The sequence below is a fragment of the Roseibium algicola genome, from assembly GCF_001999245.1.
Lineage (GTDB): Bacteria > Pseudomonadota > Alphaproteobacteria > Rhizobiales > Stappiaceae > Roseibium > Roseibium algicola.
Window position 1 is genome coordinate 404,676 of sequence record NZ_CP019630.1, and the last position, 13,829, is coordinate 418,504.

At 58.9% G+C, this 13,829-nt stretch carries 14 protein-coding genes; 6 read left to right on the top strand and 8 right to left on the bottom strand.

Translation table 11 applies throughout. The features are described from left to right. Positions 1-27: 27 nt before the first annotated feature. Positions 28-669: a ParA family partition ATPase gene (gene parA / locus B0E33_RS02005; RefSeq protein ID WP_023000188.1), complete on the bottom strand. Its 642-nt coding sequence runs from the start codon at positions 667-669 to the stop codon at positions 28-30. A 186-nt stretch (positions 670-855) separates the two neighbouring features. On the opposite strand from parA, the gene B0E33_RS02010 reads away from it, so the two are divergent. Continuing rightward, on the top strand, positions 856-2,460 hold the full coding sequence (locus B0E33_RS02010) for a tetratricopeptide repeat-containing diguanylate cyclase (RefSeq protein ID WP_156912328.1): 1,605 nt from the start codon (positions 856-858) through the stop codon (positions 2,458-2,460). Positions 2,461-2,510: 50 nt separating this feature from the next. Here the strand turns inward: B0E33_RS02010 and B0E33_RS02015 are convergent, their stop codons facing one another. The 5 genes from B0E33_RS02015 to phnC form a co-directional block, all read right to left on the bottom strand. Further along, positions 2,511-3,698: a lytic murein transglycosylase gene (locus B0E33_RS02015; protein ID WP_055659212.1), complete on the bottom strand. Its 1,188-nt coding sequence runs from the start codon at positions 3,696-3,698 to the stop codon at positions 2,511-2,513. A 156-nt stretch (positions 3,699-3,854) separates the two neighbouring features. Then, complete coding sequence (phnE, locus tag B0E33_RS02020; RefSeq protein ID WP_077290286.1) at positions 3,855-5,189, bottom strand: phosphonate ABC transporter, permease protein PhnE; 1,335 nt, start codon at positions 5,187-5,189, stop codon at positions 3,855-3,857. A gap of 11 nt (positions 5,190-5,200) precedes the next feature. Continuing rightward, positions 5,201-6,049 carry a phosphonate ABC transporter, permease protein PhnE gene (gene phnE, locus B0E33_RS02025; protein WP_023000192.1) on the bottom strand — a complete coding sequence of 283 codons (849 nt, stop codon included), beginning with the start codon at positions 6,047-6,049 and terminating at the stop codon, positions 5,201-5,203. A gap of 182 nt (positions 6,050-6,231) precedes the next feature. Further along, on the bottom strand, positions 6,232-7,146 hold the full coding sequence (gene phnD / locus B0E33_RS02030) for a phosphonate ABC transporter substrate-binding protein (RefSeq protein WP_077290287.1): 915 nt from the start codon (positions 7,144-7,146) through the stop codon (positions 6,232-6,234). A 58-nt stretch (positions 7,147-7,204) separates the two neighbouring features. Next, the gene (gene phnC, locus B0E33_RS02035; RefSeq protein ID WP_077293107.1) at positions 7,205-8,038 is read right to left on the bottom strand and encodes a phosphonate ABC transporter ATP-binding protein; all 834 of its coding nucleotides are present in this window, start codon (positions 8,036-8,038) and stop codon (positions 7,205-7,207) included. Between the two features lie 399 nt (positions 8,039-8,437). Here phnC and B0E33_RS02040 point away from each other — a divergent pair, with 399 nt between their 5' ends. The 4 genes from B0E33_RS02040 (at position 8,438) to B0E33_RS02055 (ending at position 10,903) form a co-directional block, all read left to right on the top strand. Then, complete coding sequence (locus tag B0E33_RS02040) at positions 8,438-9,064, top strand: DapH/DapD/GlmU-related protein (RefSeq protein ID WP_055659209.1); 627 nt, start codon at positions 8,438-8,440, stop codon at positions 9,062-9,064. Positions 9,065-9,152: 88 nt separating this feature from the next. Then, positions 9,153-9,722, top strand: a complete 570-nt coding sequence (locus B0E33_RS02045) for a helix-turn-helix domain-containing protein (protein WP_077290288.1) — start codon at positions 9,153-9,155, stop codon at positions 9,720-9,722. Between the two features lie 49 nt (positions 9,723-9,771). After that, complete coding sequence (locus tag B0E33_RS02050; RefSeq protein ID WP_077293108.1) at positions 9,772-10,392, top strand: HD domain-containing protein; 621 nt, start codon at positions 9,772-9,774, stop codon at positions 10,390-10,392. 139 nt (positions 10,393-10,531) lie between these two features. Continuing rightward, positions 10,532-10,903: a SpoIIAA family protein gene (locus B0E33_RS02055; protein ID WP_077290289.1), complete on the top strand. Its 372-nt coding sequence runs from the start codon at positions 10,532-10,534 to the stop codon at positions 10,901-10,903. Between the two features lie 84 nt (positions 10,904-10,987). Here B0E33_RS02055 and B0E33_RS02060 read toward each other — a convergent pair whose 3' ends face one another. Both B0E33_RS02060 and B0E33_RS02065 read right to left on the bottom strand, forming a co-directional pair. Further along, entirely contained in the window at positions 10,988-11,776 is a 789-nt protein-coding gene (locus tag B0E33_RS02060) for a class II glutamine amidotransferase (protein ID WP_023000199.1), read from the bottom strand. A gap of 16 nt (positions 11,777-11,792) precedes the next feature. After that, the gene (locus tag B0E33_RS02065) at positions 11,793-13,259 is read right to left on the bottom strand and encodes an aminotransferase class V-fold PLP-dependent enzyme (RefSeq protein WP_077290290.1); all 1,467 of its coding nucleotides are present in this window, start codon (positions 13,257-13,259) and stop codon (positions 11,793-11,795) included. 104 nt (positions 13,260-13,363) lie between these two features. On the opposite strand from B0E33_RS02065, the gene B0E33_RS02070 reads away from it, so the two are divergent. Continuing rightward, positions 13,364-13,825 (top strand): Lrp/AsnC family transcriptional regulator, encoded by a 462-nt coding sequence (locus B0E33_RS02070; protein ID WP_023000201.1) that lies wholly within the window; start codon positions 13,364-13,366, stop codon positions 13,823-13,825. Positions 13,826-13,829: the final 4 nt, after the last annotated feature.

Below are 13,829 nucleotides of genomic sequence, written 5' to 3' on the forward strand. Positions count from 1 at the left end.
CAAATGCAGACGAGATGGTCTGAGAGCTCAGCCGATCCTGCTGACCAGTTCCTCGATCAGCAACGCAACTTCCTGGGCCGCCTTGCTGGATGGTGCGTCCTCGGTCACGGCGCGGCCTCTGCCCATTGCAGAGGCAAAGACGGTCCGGTTGCCCAGGCGGGCATTGAGCGCGTCATATCCCGAAGCGGCAATGGCGTCCGCCATCTCGCCTGTCAGGGACGCGCGGGGCGGCACGCGGTTGAGCACCAGAAGTGCGGGTGTATCTTCACGCGCAGCCATCTCGATCGTCTGCGAGGTAGCCCAGAGATCGACCGGCGTCGGCTGAATCGGAACGATCACGAAGTCAGCGGCGTCGATTGCCGGCTTGGCATCACTGTCGGTCTTGGGCGGTGTATCGATGACAACGTACCCATGGGACTTTGCGAGCGAACGCGCCTCACGCCTTGCGCCCCAGCCTGACGCGGTGCGGAATTCAAGACCGGTATTGTCTTCACCAAAGTTGTCTTCGCGTGCCTCGAACCAGGTCCCCAAAGAGCCTTGCGGATCCACGTCGAGGATTGCCACCGGTTCGCCGGACTTTTTGGCAAGCGCAACGGCAAGATGGGCCGCAAGGGTTGTCTTCCCCGACCCGCCTTTTTGCTGTGCAACCGTCAGAATCCGCCCGGACATGCCTAAACCTCCAGAATTTCGCCAATATATTGCGCTGATGTTTTTCGCAACGCAACAAATCTATGTCTTATCCAAATGAATTTACGTTGCGTTTCCGGAATTATGGCTATGATCACCAGTGGTATTTTTTAATAACTGCCGTCAAGGGAGGCGCACCTGAAGGAACTGCAAGAGCGAAGCTGGGCCTTGCGATGGCGCAATCCGGCGTTCTGCAAACGCCTTTTGTATGACGCGCTGAAACGGCAGCCGGAACCGGATCCCGGCAACCGTCCCCTTCAGTTCAATCTTGCATGGCTGGAGCGTTGGTCCGGTCATTTCGATGCGGCGGCAAAGCTTGCAGACAAAGCCTTCTCGATGATGGATCCCAGGCAGGATCCCGAAGGCTGGTCCGAGCTTCTGGTTATCAAGTCGGTTTGCGTCTACAGCCTCGGTGAACTCAGCCAGGCCGATGCCATTCTGGGAGAAAGCCTGGAGATCCTCGGGGCGGCAACTCACGGACGCGCCGGTATCGAGCCGCTGACCGTGCTCGCCAACATGTGCGCCTATTATCATGACTACGAAAAGGCACAGTCCAAGCTTCAGGAAGCCATGGACATCGCCGATCGGCTGGGCCTTGTTTACGAGCGTTCACACATCCTGCAAACCCTATCGCGCACCGAATTGCGCTGTGGCAGTCCCGAGGCAGCCGTCGAAGCGGCAAAGGCGTGCCTGGAAGATGCCCTGGAGCATCGCAACGCCGTGAACCTGCCTTACGCTTATGAAGTGCTGGGAGCGGCGCTGGTGGAAACCGGGGCATTGAAGGAGGCGCGCGCCTGCGCCGCCAAGGGCCTGGCAGCGGCACAGTTCAGCCAGGATCACCGGGTCGCCTGCCACCTTTACTACGTGCTCGGATTGAGCCTTTTCGAAGAGAAGCGCTATGACGAAGCGCGTGCCGAACTGGAAAACGGTCTGCTGAACGCTGCCGGTGCCGACTATCACCACTGGACACGAAACTTCTACCTCAAGCTCTCGCAGACCCACGAAGCCCTGGAAGAACACCGCAGTGCACTCGACTATCTGAAGGCCTATGTGAAACTTCAAAAGAAGATGTTCACCGAGGAAACGGAACGCCAGAGCAACGATTTCCGGAACCGTCTGGAATTCCGGCTTGCACACAGCAAGGCTGATTACGAGAGGGAATTGCGCACCAGAACCGAAACCTTGAACACGGAATTGCAGGAGGCAAACACGAGCCTTCTTGAACTCAACGCCCAGATCGAATTCAACGCACTGCACGACGCGCTGACAGGTGTCGGCAATCGGCGCATGATGTCGAAATTCTTCGAAACGACCCGGCTCACCGTGGGCCCCGGCGTCAAAGTTGCCGCCATTCTGATCGATCTGGACAGGTTCAAGACCGTCAACGATCACCATGGCCATTCGGTCGGTGATCAGGTCATCAAGGCAGTGGCCGAACGGTTGTCGGATTTGCTGCAACAAGATGAGACGATCATCCGGATGGGCGGCGACGAATTCCTGATCCTGTCGACACGGCGCACTGACGCGGACAGTCTATCTGCCCTGGCAGACAGGATCGTTTACGACATCAACCTGCCGATCCCGATCAAAGGGGCGGTCGACAGGACGGTCGGCGCAAGCGTCGGGGTCTCGGTTCAGGCGAACGGCCCGGACCTCGAATATGAGCTTCTCAGGACCGCGGACGAGGCCATGTATCAAGCCAAGAAAACGGGCAGAAACAGAAGCTGCCTTCATTCCAGTGTGCCGCTTTCCATTCCCCAGAACGCTTCCTGAGCGGCACCTGTCAAGCAGGGTTCACCCTATTTCAGCCGGTTGCCCGTGGGCTATTTCCCCCCCAGCACCGAGTACACATTCCAGGACGGACGTCCTGTTACCGGGAGGCCGTGGCGTGCCTCGGCCTTGCGGATGCCTTCACGTGTGGCCGGGCCGACTTTCCCGTCCGGTTCACCGACGTTGAAGCCGTTGCGGTTGAGAAGCTTCTGCAGCTCCACACGCTGAGCACGGGAAAGACCGGGGTTGTCCGTCGGCCAGGGTGTCTTGAACGGATCGCCGCCTGATACGAGTTCCGACAAAAGGGCGATCGCCAGACCGTAGGACGTTGATGCGTTGTAGGAGCGCAGGGCCCGGAAGTTGCGGGTCACCAGGAAGGACGGGCCACCCGCTCCTGCCGGCTGGATCAGCGCTGCATCCAGATTGCCGGAAAGACCGCCGCCGTCGATTTTGGTGAAGCCTCTTTTGGCCCAGGTCGACAGGGAGGAATAGTTCTTCAGACCCGACGGCCCACTGTAACTCTTCGGTGCCTTGACCTCGTATCCCCAGGGCCGGCTGTTGCTCCATCCGGCATTTTTCAGAAAGTTTGCCGTTGAAGCCAGGGCATCGGGGACGGAATTCACCAGATCCTTGCGGCCATCGCCGTCAAAGTCGACCGCGAGACTGTTGTAGGTGCTTGGCATGAACTGGGTTTGCCCGAAAGCCCCTGCCCAGGAGCCGACGAAGTCTTTGGCCGGTACATCCCCTCGTGAAGCAATCTGCATGGTCTTGATCAGTTCGCCCTGGAAGTATTTCTGGCGCCGTTTGCCGGCGCAAACCAGATTGGCCAAAGCATGTGGAGTGTAGAAATCGCCGCGGAAGTTGCCGTAGTCACTCTCGATGCCCCACACCGCCAGAACCACGTGCCGGTCGACACCGTACCGCTTTTCGATGGAGGTGAGTGTGCTGTTGTGTTTTTTCAGGTTTGCCTTGCCGTCCTGGATCCGCTGCGCGTCGACCAGAAAGGCCATGTAATCCCAGATTTCGGTCTTGTGCTCGGGCTGGGACGTCGAGAACCGGATGACCTTCTCGTCAAAGGTTGCACCTGACAGCATGCGCTCGGCGATGTCCGGCCGGACGCCTGCGGCAACAGCCTGTTTCTTCAGGGATGCAACACAGCTTTCGATCGCAAAGGCCGATCCTGCCATGGCCATCATGGACAGACCGGTTCCAAACGCAACATTCACAAGATGATTTCGCATGCCCTGGTGCACAGCCCCCTCCGCAGCTTCGAAGCAATTTCTGAACGCTGACACGCTAGCGCGACATAAATGCGGCAAAAAGGGGGTACCTGCAGTTATCAAGATAAACCCGGTGCCGTTACCGCGCCGGGTTTATCACTTTCAGGTCAGACGGACCTATTTGCCTTCAATCAGCTTCCGGCGCAGCCAACCTGAGGTCTGATCCATCAGGATCACGACAAAGATTGTCAGGATGATGATGTAGCTGGTGTTTTCCCAATCGCGCGAGGTCTTCATGGTTTCGACCAGCAAGAGACCGATCCCCCCCGCCCCGAGAGCACCGATGACCGTGGCTGACCGAGTGTTCGATTCCAGGTAGTAGAGGACCTGGGACACGAAGACCGGCAGGATCTGCGGGATCACACCGTAGCGATACCGCTGGATCTGATTGGCGCCGGTCGCCCTAACGCCCTCGACCTGCTTGTTGTCGATGTTCTCCAGCGCTTCGGAAAACAGTTTGCCGAGCGAACCGGTATCGGTGAAGGCAATTGCCAGAGCTCCTGTCAGCGGCCCGAGACCGAAGGCGCGAATGAAGATCAGCGACCAGATCAGCATGTCGATGCCGCGCAGGAAATCGAAGAGGCGGCGTGTTCCGAACCGAAGCAGCTTCGACGGCGTGAAGTTGCGAGCTGCAAGAAACGCCAGCGGCAATCCGAAGAATGCGGCCGTAAGAGTGCCGAGAACGGCCATCATGATGGTTTCGAACAAGGCGGTAAGAACCTTGCCGTGCTGCCAGTCAGGGTTTTCCAGAAACTCGTTCACGATGAACCAGATGTTCGACGTTTCCGGATCCATTCGGTCCGAGCTCAACGCCAACGCATAAAGCTGGCTGAAGGACATGCCGTAAAGTGGTGAGCGGAACGGAAACCAGAAGTTCTCCCAACCCCCGAAATAGTTGTGAACCTCGATCTTCGTCTTGGTGACCTGAAGGCGCCGATCAAGGGTCGGGCGAACATCGAGCTTGCGCGGGTCGATCTTAATCCAGTCCGGTGCCGGCCCTGCCGGCAGAACCGTTTCGACACCATCGGCAGTCGCGGTGCCCTCCACCACGCCATAGCCCGGGATGGTGAACAGGGCTGCCCTGCCATCGATCTCGACCTTGTAGCCATCGCCGAGGTCAACCACACCATTTTCGCCGCTGAGCTGCACCCAGTCAGGCACCTTGGCGTTGTCGTAGGTAGCGGTGCGCTCGCCTTCGATCGCAACTTCGAACTCGTTGTCCCGGAAGCTCTTTGTGACGTGAACTTTGTAGGCGACGCTATCCGTTGCCAGGATCACCGCCCGTTCCGGCTGGGCACGAGAGAGCAGTTCCGGCACCCCGAAGGCGAACCAAGTGTAAACGAGGTAGGTGAAGATCGCGAGCGGTACGACGACAGTGAGCCATGCGCGCCGGCGGACCTGGTTCCAGACCAGAGCCTGGGTGACGGGTGTTTCGAGCGTATCGACGGTCATGAGATTTCCCCTCAATGCGCCCGGCCGGACCCGACCAGCTTGCCGCGCAGATAGGACGACAGTTGGTCGATGGCCATGATGGTTATGAACAGAAGGACGAAGATAGCGGCGGTTTCATCGCCTGCACCCTTGCCCCAGCCGATCGTGCGGCGAAGTTCCTGGCCGATGCCGCCAGCGCCAACGAAGCCGAGAATGGCAGAAGCACGCACATTGATTTCAAGGCGCAGCAGGAAATAGCTGAGATAGTTCGGCGCCACCTGAGGCAGCACCGCAAACCGGATGCGTTGCAGCCAGCTGGCCCCACAGGCCGACAGGCCCTCGATGGGCTTGCGGTCGATGTTCTCGTTCACTTCGGAAAAGAGTTTGCCGAGCGCACCTGCGGTATGAAACGCAACAGCGATCATGGCTGGTACAGGGCTGGAGCCGAGCACGAAGATCAGGAACAGCGCAATAATCAGTTCGGGAAAGGCACGTGTGATGTCCATGATGCGGCGAACCACCGGGATCAACGGTCCCCAGCTGTCGACATTGCGTGTGGAGGCCATGGCCAGCACCACCGCCATCGCGCCGCCCAGAAGGGTCGCAACCGCGGCTATGTTCAAGGTTTCCAGCATGGCCGGAACGAACTGCAGCATCAGCGAGAAAAAGGCCGGGCCGGCTTCAAAGGCCTCAACGACGATCTCGCCCGGATAGTCGAAGAACTTGGAAAGACCCTGAATAAATCCGCCGGAATTCATCGAATTGGATTTCGAATAACCGGAGACCAGAACCGCTACGACCAGCAGCAACCCTATCAACGAATAGAGCTGGCGGCGTTTGCGCATGGACAGGATTTCCTGCTCGAGTGCGGCAACAGCCATTGTTTGGGACCTTTACTTGATGCTCACTTCATCTGAAGCGGGGTGGCTTAGCTGGATCAACCCTTCGAAACCTGGCGATCCTGGCCCTGTGGAGCCACTTCTGGCGGAAAGTCGATTCCGCTGGCCGATACTTGAGAAAACGCGGGCCGGAGACCGGCCCGCGCGGAGATCGGAACTTCCGATTACTCGCTCTTTGCCTTGCGGGCAGCGACGATGGATTCGTAAGCCGCATGGGTGATCGGTTCGAAGCCGCGTGCTTCACCGGCCATCACGCCGTAACCACATTCCTTGTCTTCCTTGACGAGGTTGGCCATCAACTCGGTCATCTTTGCCTTGATGTCGTCCGGCAGCTTCTTGGACAGGACGACCGGACCTTCCGGGATCACCGGCGAACGCCAGATTTCCTTGATCTCGGTCATGTCGACCAGACCCGCATCGGTTGCCTTGCGCAGAGCGCCGGAATTGTAGCCGTCTTCCCATTCGCCAAGACCGTCAGCCCAGGTCACGCCGCCTGCGATGTCGCCGTTGAATACGGCAACGATGGTCTGCTCGTGACCGCCAGTGAAGACGACGTCGGAGAAATACTCACCCGGCTTCATGGAGTAACCGAGTTTCGGGATTTCGATGGACGGGATCAGGTAACCGGACGTGGAGTTTGGGTCGCCGAAGCCGAAGGTCTTGCCCTTCATGTCTTCCAGGGAGTTGATCTCGCTGTCGACGCGGGCAAACCCGATGGAGTAGTAGCCGTAGCTGCCGTCGTTGTTGACCTTGACCAGAACCGGCTCAACGGCTTCCGGGTCGGTCAGGAAGACTTTTGCGTAGCCGGAAGCACCGAGCCAGGCCATGTCGAGGTTACCGCCGAGCAGGCCTTCGATAACGCCGTTGTAGTCTGCCGGAGCAAACAGCTTTGTCGGAACGCCGAGCAGTTCCTCGGTCTTTTCGCGCAGGCATTCGTTGGCACGCAGACGGTCGGAGGCATTTTCGCCGCCGAGCAGGCCGATACGGAATTCCGTGATTTCCGCAGCACCGGCAACAGAAGCGTTCAAAGCGATTATGCTGACGGCAGCAAGCGCAGCAACTTTAGCAACGAGTTTCATTTGGGACACTCCCCGAGAGTTCTCAATTTTGATGACGTTAAGCGGGTGCGCAGCCGGATCAGACCGCTGCTGCCGCCGGGGTCATCGCACCGGCGGATTCTCTGGAACCGGGCTGGCCGGCATCGATGGCGGTGGATGTCGCCGCCTCGTTGAAGCTTTCATCGGCACCGTAGATTTCGCGTGCGACAGCCGTGGTCAGCGCTTCCGGCGCCCCGTCGAACACGAGGAAACCGTCGCGCATGCCAATCACCCGGTCGCAATAGGTCCGGGCAGTGTCGAGCGTGTGCAGGTTGCAGATGACGATCTTGTTGTCGCGCTCGTGAATTTCACGCAGCGCATCCATGACGATCTTGGCATTCATCGGATCGAGCGAGGCAATCGGCTCGTCCGCCAGGATCATGTGCGGGTCCTGCATAAGAGCGCGGGCAATCGCAACACGCTGCTGCTGACCACCGGACAGCTCCTCGGCCCGCTTGGTGGCTTCCTGGGCAATGCCCAGTCTGTCGAGCGCACCAAGCGCGGAATTGACGTCTTCCTGGCTGAAGATGTTGAAGAGGCTCTTCAAGGTGCCGTGACCGTTGAGGCGCCCCAACATGACGTTGGTGACAACATCCAGGCGCGGCACCAGGTTGAACTGCTGGAACACCATGGCGCAGTCGCGCTGCCAGCGGCGCATCATGCCGCCTTTCAGGCTGAGAATGTCCCGGCCATCGAACAGGATCTGTCCGGCGCTGGCGGGGGTCAGCCGGTTGATCATGCGCAGCAAGGTTGACTTGCCGGCACCGGACCGACCGATGATCCCGACCATCTGCGGTATTTCGATATTAAAACTTACTTTGTTGACCGCGGTCCGAGACCCGAAGGTCTTGGTGACTTCCTGAAATTGAATCACGCGCCAGCCCTGTCCGTTGTGTTCGTCGTGCTGCGCGACAAGAGCCACCGGACCATTACAGAAAAATGACATTCCTTTGTCGGGGAGCCCAAAATTTTATGACAAATCAATGACATCCCTGCCTGAAGCATTGGCAGAACAACCATCTCCGGCGGGAATTCCGCAGCGCTCTCAGCGCTTTCCGGGCCCCCTCGGCGTCACACATGCCTGGCTGAAATTCACTCGGAAATCAGTGCTCAAATACAAGGCTTCTACCCGCCAAATGCCGTTTTCACCGCTGTGGATGCATGCAAAAAAAGTGACGGGAGTCACGCCAGTGTCATCAAAGCGTCACGACCGGTGCCAGCAACACGGCTACAAACCGTTTCCGCACTCCTTCCAACGCTATATGGAGCATCCATGTCCGCCCCGACCCAGAAGCCTTCCCTGACCGAAGCCCCAAACATTCACCCGGAGGCCAGGGTGCTGAATTGTGATCTCGGCATCTGGACCGAGGTTGGCGCACGCACGGAAATGCGCGAAAGCAGCATGGGGGACTATTCCTATATCGTGCAGGAAGGCGATGTCGTCTGGTCGACCATCGGCAAGTTCTGTTCCATCGCCCGTCGCGTCCGCATCAATCCGGGAAACCACGCAACCTGGCGCGCCTCTCAGCACCACTTCACCTACCGCGCTGCTGCCTATGACCTTGGCGAAGACGACGCGGATTTCTTCCAGTGGCGCAAGGACGACTGGGTCACCATTGGCCATGATGTGTGGATCGGCCACAACGTCACGGTGCTTGCCGGCGTCTCGATCGGCACCGGAGCTATTGTTGCAGCCGGGGCAGTCGTCTCCAAGGATGTCGCCCCTTACACCGTTGTTGGCGGTGTGGCCGCCAGGGAAATCAAACGGCGTTTCACCGAACAGCAGGAACAGGCGCTGATCGATATCTCCTGGTGGGACTGGTCCCATGAAGAGCTGAAGCAACGGCTACCCGATTTTCGCAAGTTGTCGATCGACGCGTTCATCGAGAAGTATCGCTGATCCCGCAGGTGGCGCGGGCACCTGCTCTGGTGAGCCGTGCCCTCTTTTCCCGCTGCACAAAATTCCCGGGACGCGTTACACTTGCACCATGCAAACAGAAACCGCCGTTCTTGAAAGCAGTCTTGGACCGTCGCTGCGGCGCTGGCGCGTACTGAACCGGGTCAAGCAAGAAGCTCTGGCGCATGAACTCGGCGTCTCGCAGACGAGGATATCGCGCTGGGAGAGTGGCATGTCGCAGCCGGACGACAGCGACAGGGCGAAGATCACCCGTCTGCTGAGGGCACGTCCGGAGAGCGCCGCCGACAAGGCCCTGCTTGATCTTGTCTCCCGGTCCGCAGTTCCCGTGCATCTGGTCTGCGACCTCACACACAGGCTGCTGGCCATGTCCGTACCGCGTGCCTGCGAATGGCGCGCACCGGTGAACGAGTTTCTGAACCGGCCCCTGTGGCGTTTTGCGTCCGAAGGCATCCGGGCAACGGAGCACAGACTGACCGACTATGGCTGGTTCGAGCCGGATTCTCCGGACATTGTCTACCGAACAGAACACGTTGATTTTCCGGAAATGACCATCCCGGAGAGCATCATCCGGATTTCGCGCCTGCCGCTGTCAGACGGACGGTTTGCGCGGCTGGTCCGTGAAGAACAGGATTCCGCATAAATTATGCGGTAACTCGTCTGGCGCGGTGGCCCGCAATAATCTGGCCACCATGACAAAGACGCCCCCTTCCCTCGATCTTCCTGAAATTCCCCACACCAGACTGACGGGCCTGCTGGACTTCCTTCAGGCTGCAGAGCAGCTGAAAGACACGCTTCGCTCGGGAACGACAACCGGCGGCAGGCCGGAGAGCACTGCCGAACATAGCTGGCGACTGGCCTTGATGGTTCTGTTGTTCGAACCAGAGCTGAAAGAAGTCGACTTGCTCAAACTCCTGAAGCTGACGCTTGTGCATGACCTGGGCGAAGCCATCTCCGGAGATGTCCCCGCTCCACTCCAGACGCCGGGTGACGACCGGCAGGAACGCGAGAGGCGGGACTTCCTGACCTTGTGTGAACCGCTGCCGGGTGACGTGGCTGGGGAGCTAACCTCTCTCTGGGATGAGTATGCAGCGGCACGAACCGTCGAAGCCCGACTTGCCAAGGCGTTCGACAAGCTGGAGACCATGCTTCAGCACGTTCTGATGCCAAGGCAAGCGCCTTCATTTTATGAGTTCAACCTGGGTTACGGCCGTGATCGTACCGATTGCAGTGCTCTCACGCGCCAGTTGCGGGACGAAGTCGACGAGCTGACCCGCACCATGATGACGGGCGCCGGACGGGAAATCGCCTGATTGCACCAGAGACTTTGCCGCTCAAGGGTGCCTGGTGCCTTGCCGGGTGGTCAGCAAAAAAGGTCATGCAGGTTCTTATTTTTCGTGTTTGGGTTTACCCTTCTGGTTGTGCCGTCCAGTCACTGCCGGAGGAACCAGCATGTACACCATTCTGCCCCGCAGCCAGGGTGCCGTTCTCGGTGTCGAGATTTCCGGAAAAATCGATATTGATCAGGAAAAGAAACTGATCGCCAAGGCCGAGGAGATGATTGAAGATCAGGGCAAGATCAGCGTTCTGGTCGTTCTTTGTGATCATGTCGGCGTTTCCTTCGAAGCCGCCAAGGCGGACATCCGGTGGGTGCTTGCCAACATGCAGCATCTCAACAAGATCGCCATCGTTACGGACAGCAAGCTGCTTGCCGCCCTCGTTGCGATCGACGCCACGTTTGCACGGATGGTCGGCATTCAGGAAAAGCACTTCGACCGGGATGAAATCGATATCGCCTGGCACTGGATCGAAACGCCAGTCTGAGGTCAAGCCCTTGGCGATTTCTGCCACTGAGGCTGCCGTCCAGCCTCATCTGGCAAATCAGTGCTGGCAGGTCAGTGCGGAAACTCAGGCGTCGGCGAGCTGTTCATCACTCAGGAAGGCAACCTGGTTCACCTTGCCGTCCCTGACCTCGATCATCTGGCCCTGAGGCACTTCCATCCAGCATCCGCGGGCTTCATCCAGCGGTTCGGACACCACCATCACACCGTCGTCATACACCCGGTAATAGAGCGTCGGCGCCAGGTTGTCCGAAGCATAGCGGGCGGCATAGAGCGTTTCACCATCAGACCAGCCGGCAGCAAAACGCATGTGCGGCGTCGTTCCGGCGTATTTGGACAGGGCTTCTGCTTCGAACACAGCTCTCGCCATGGCCGCGCGCGGGTGCAGATTGAGTCCATAGGCGAGCGCGACCAGAAACAGACTTTCGCTGTCGGTGCCGCCAATGCGGTCGCGGTAAAGGTCGTCCGGGATCATGTTGTCGAGGCGGCGCTTCACCTTGTCGTAGCCGCCGACCTGACCGTTATGCATGAAGGTCCAGCGCTGGAACGTGAAAGGATGGCAGTTGTCCCGCGTAGTCGCCGTTCCGGTTGAGGCGCGCACATGTGCCAGGAAGTGGCGAGACCGGATGTGCTTGGAAATCTGCAACAGGTTTGGATCCGACCAGGCGGGCCGGACGTCCTTGTAGACACAAGGGGTGTCCCGGTCGCCGTACCAGGCAACGCCGAACCCGTCGGCATTGACCGATGTCTTGCAGGACAGCGCGTTGCGGCTCTGGTCGATCAGCGAATGCGCCGGATCGCAAATGACTTCTTCCAGGTATTTGGGAGCTCCGCTCCAGGCAGCCCAGCGGCACATGTCGACTTGGTGTCCTTCAAGCAGCGTCTTGCATGGCCTTGAACCGGGCCGTGGTTTCATCGCACGCGTAGTAATCCGCGGCCGGATAAGGATGCAGCGCCAGATCTTCGACGGCGGCAATGATCCTGTCCGCCTTGTCTACTGTCATGAGCACTGAAAAATTGAGCCGTGTCCAGCCGGGTTTCTTCAGTTCTTCACCGGAAAGAATACCGGCCCTCAACGCTTCGGACTGTTCCGGACCGATATCCAGCAACCGATGGGCATAGGGCCCGGCACAGGCGCAGCCACCACGGGCCTGGATGCCATAGATGTCCGATAGCATGCGGGTGACGAGCTGCTGGTGCACATAGCCTCCGCGTTCCAGATCCTTCACACGGAACGAGAACACGGGTAGCACGTGACGGGCCTTGTCGTTTCCGAGGATCTCGATCGCCGGATTGTCACGCCAGACCGCCAGCGCCTTGGCGCGCCAGGCGGCGTTCCGCTCGTCCATGAGCCGCTGCCCAATGGCTTCCTTGACCAGAAAGGCGAGCGCCGCCCGGATATCGCCGATCACGTTCGGCGTACCGGCTTCCTCGCGGGCTGAAAGATTGTCTGAATAATCGTGAGCCCAGGGCGAGACGAAGCGTACCGTTCCTCCGCCCGGAAAGACCGGTGTCGCCTTGCTGACAGCTTCCTTGCGCACGATCATGACGCCTGACGCGGCTGGCCCACCGATGAACTTGTGCGGCGAGACAACAACCGCATCTTTCTGGGCATCCGTGCCGGCTTTCATATCTACCGGGAGGTAAGGGCCGGAACCCGCGCAATCCCAAACGCTGAGTGCGCCGTAACGCTTCAGAACGCGTGTGACCGCCACGTCGTCGGTAACGATGCCGGTTACGTTGGACATCAGCGAGAATGCTCCAACAATCAGCCGGCCGGCCCCCGCCTTGCGCAAGACAACCTCGAGCTCCGCAAGATCAGGACCACCAGTCTCCGCTTCGTCTATCTCGATCACCTCCGCTCCGCTCTCGCGCCAGGGCAGAATGTCTGAGTGATGTTCATAGGGACCGATCACAACAAGTGGCTGTTCTCCCCGCTCTGCGGCGGCCGAAACACCAAGAAGATGTACAAGCCGGTTAAGGCCTGCGGTTGCCCCCGAGCCGCAAAAGACCGTCGCGTAGCCCTGGTCAGCCCCACAAATGCGGGCGATTTCAGATCGCGCAGCCTCCCGCATTCGTGTCATTGCGCTGCCGCAGTAGGAGGCCTCGGTGTGGCTGTTCGCGTAGACCGGCAGGATTTCTTCCAGAACGAATTCCTCGACCTGACGCAGAGCCCGCCCGGAGGCGACGTAGTCGGCATAGATCAGCTCGCGCTCGCCGAACGGACCTGAAATGGTTGCCCCCTCGCCGATCAATCCCGCGCGTAGGCGGGAAATCAGGTCCGGAGATTTCAGTTCCTCGATGAAATGATCGAGTGCCGTGCCTGTTTTTTGGGTCATTTTGTGCTCCGAAACGCCTTTTTCGGATCATACGACCCCTTTCACTGGGATATCTTCACCTCATTCGATTGTTTTAGGCTCCAGATCGTGTCAATTGATCGAACATGGAGAAAAAATTCGATCATATTGATCGCGCGCTGCTGCGCGCCCTGCAACGCGACGCACGTCTTTCGCAAAGAGACCTTGCCGACAAGGTCGGTCTTTCCCAGAATGCCTGCTGGCGCCGGTTGAAAACGCTGTACGACAGTGGATTGATTGAAGGACATACGATCCGGCTGGACCCGGCGCAGCTCGGGTTGAACCTCACGGTCTTCGTGATGATCCGGACCCGGCACCATTCCAAGGAGTGGCTGGAAAGGTTCAGGGGCGAAGTGGTGGCCATTCCGAACGTGATCGATTTCTACCGGATTGCCGGAGACTACGACTACATGCTGAAAGTGGTGGCCGAAGACATGAATGCCTTCGACCGCGTCTATCAGCGCCTGATCGAGAAAGTTGATCTGGATACGGTCACGTCGTACATGACCATGGAATCGATCGCGGATGCCCGCGACCTTCCAATCTAGGTTT

What these genes read in the sequence shown, in the direction of transcription:
- parA (WP_023000188.1), bottom strand. Translation starts at nt 669, where the DNA reads ATGTCCGGGCGGATTCTGACGGTTGCACAGCAAAAAGGCGGGTCGGGG.
- B0E33_RS02015 (WP_055659212.1), bottom strand. Translation starts at nt 3,698, where the DNA reads ATGCGAAATCATCTTGTGAATGTTGCGTTTGGAACCGGTCTGTCCATG.
- phnE (WP_077290286.1), bottom strand. Translation starts at nt 5,189, where the DNA reads ATGACCGTCGATACGCTCGAAACACCCGTCACCCAGGCTCTGGTCTGG.
- phnE (WP_023000192.1), bottom strand. Translation starts at nt 6,049, where the DNA reads ATGGCTGTTGCCGCACTCGAGCAGGAAATCCTGTCCATGCGCAAACGC.
- phnD (WP_077290287.1), bottom strand. Translation starts at nt 7,146, where the DNA reads ATGAAACTCGTTGCTAAAGTTGCTGCGCTTGCTGCCGTCAGCATAATC.
- B0E33_RS02040 (WP_055659209.1), top strand. Translation starts at nt 8,438, where the DNA reads ATGTCCGCCCCGACCCAGAAGCCTTCCCTGACCGAAGCCCCAAACATT.
- B0E33_RS02045 (WP_077290288.1), top strand. Translation starts at nt 9,153, where the DNA reads ATGCAAACAGAAACCGCCGTTCTTGAAAGCAGTCTTGGACCGTCGCTG.
- B0E33_RS02050 (WP_077293108.1), top strand. Translation starts at nt 9,772, where the DNA reads ATGACAAAGACGCCCCCTTCCCTCGATCTTCCTGAAATTCCCCACACC.
- B0E33_RS02055 (WP_077290289.1), top strand. Translation starts at nt 10,532, where the DNA reads ATGTACACCATTCTGCCCCGCAGCCAGGGTGCCGTTCTCGGTGTCGAG.
- B0E33_RS02060 (WP_023000199.1), bottom strand. Translation starts at nt 11,776, where the DNA reads ATGTGCCGCTGGGCTGCCTGGAGCGGAGCTCCCAAATACCTGGAAGAA.
- B0E33_RS02065 (WP_077290290.1), bottom strand. Translation starts at nt 13,259, where the DNA reads ATGACCCAAAAAACAGGCACGGCACTCGATCATTTCATCGAGGAACTG.
- B0E33_RS02070 (WP_023000201.1), top strand. Translation starts at nt 13,364, where the DNA reads ATGGAGAAAAAATTCGATCATATTGATCGCGCGCTGCTGCGCGCCCTG.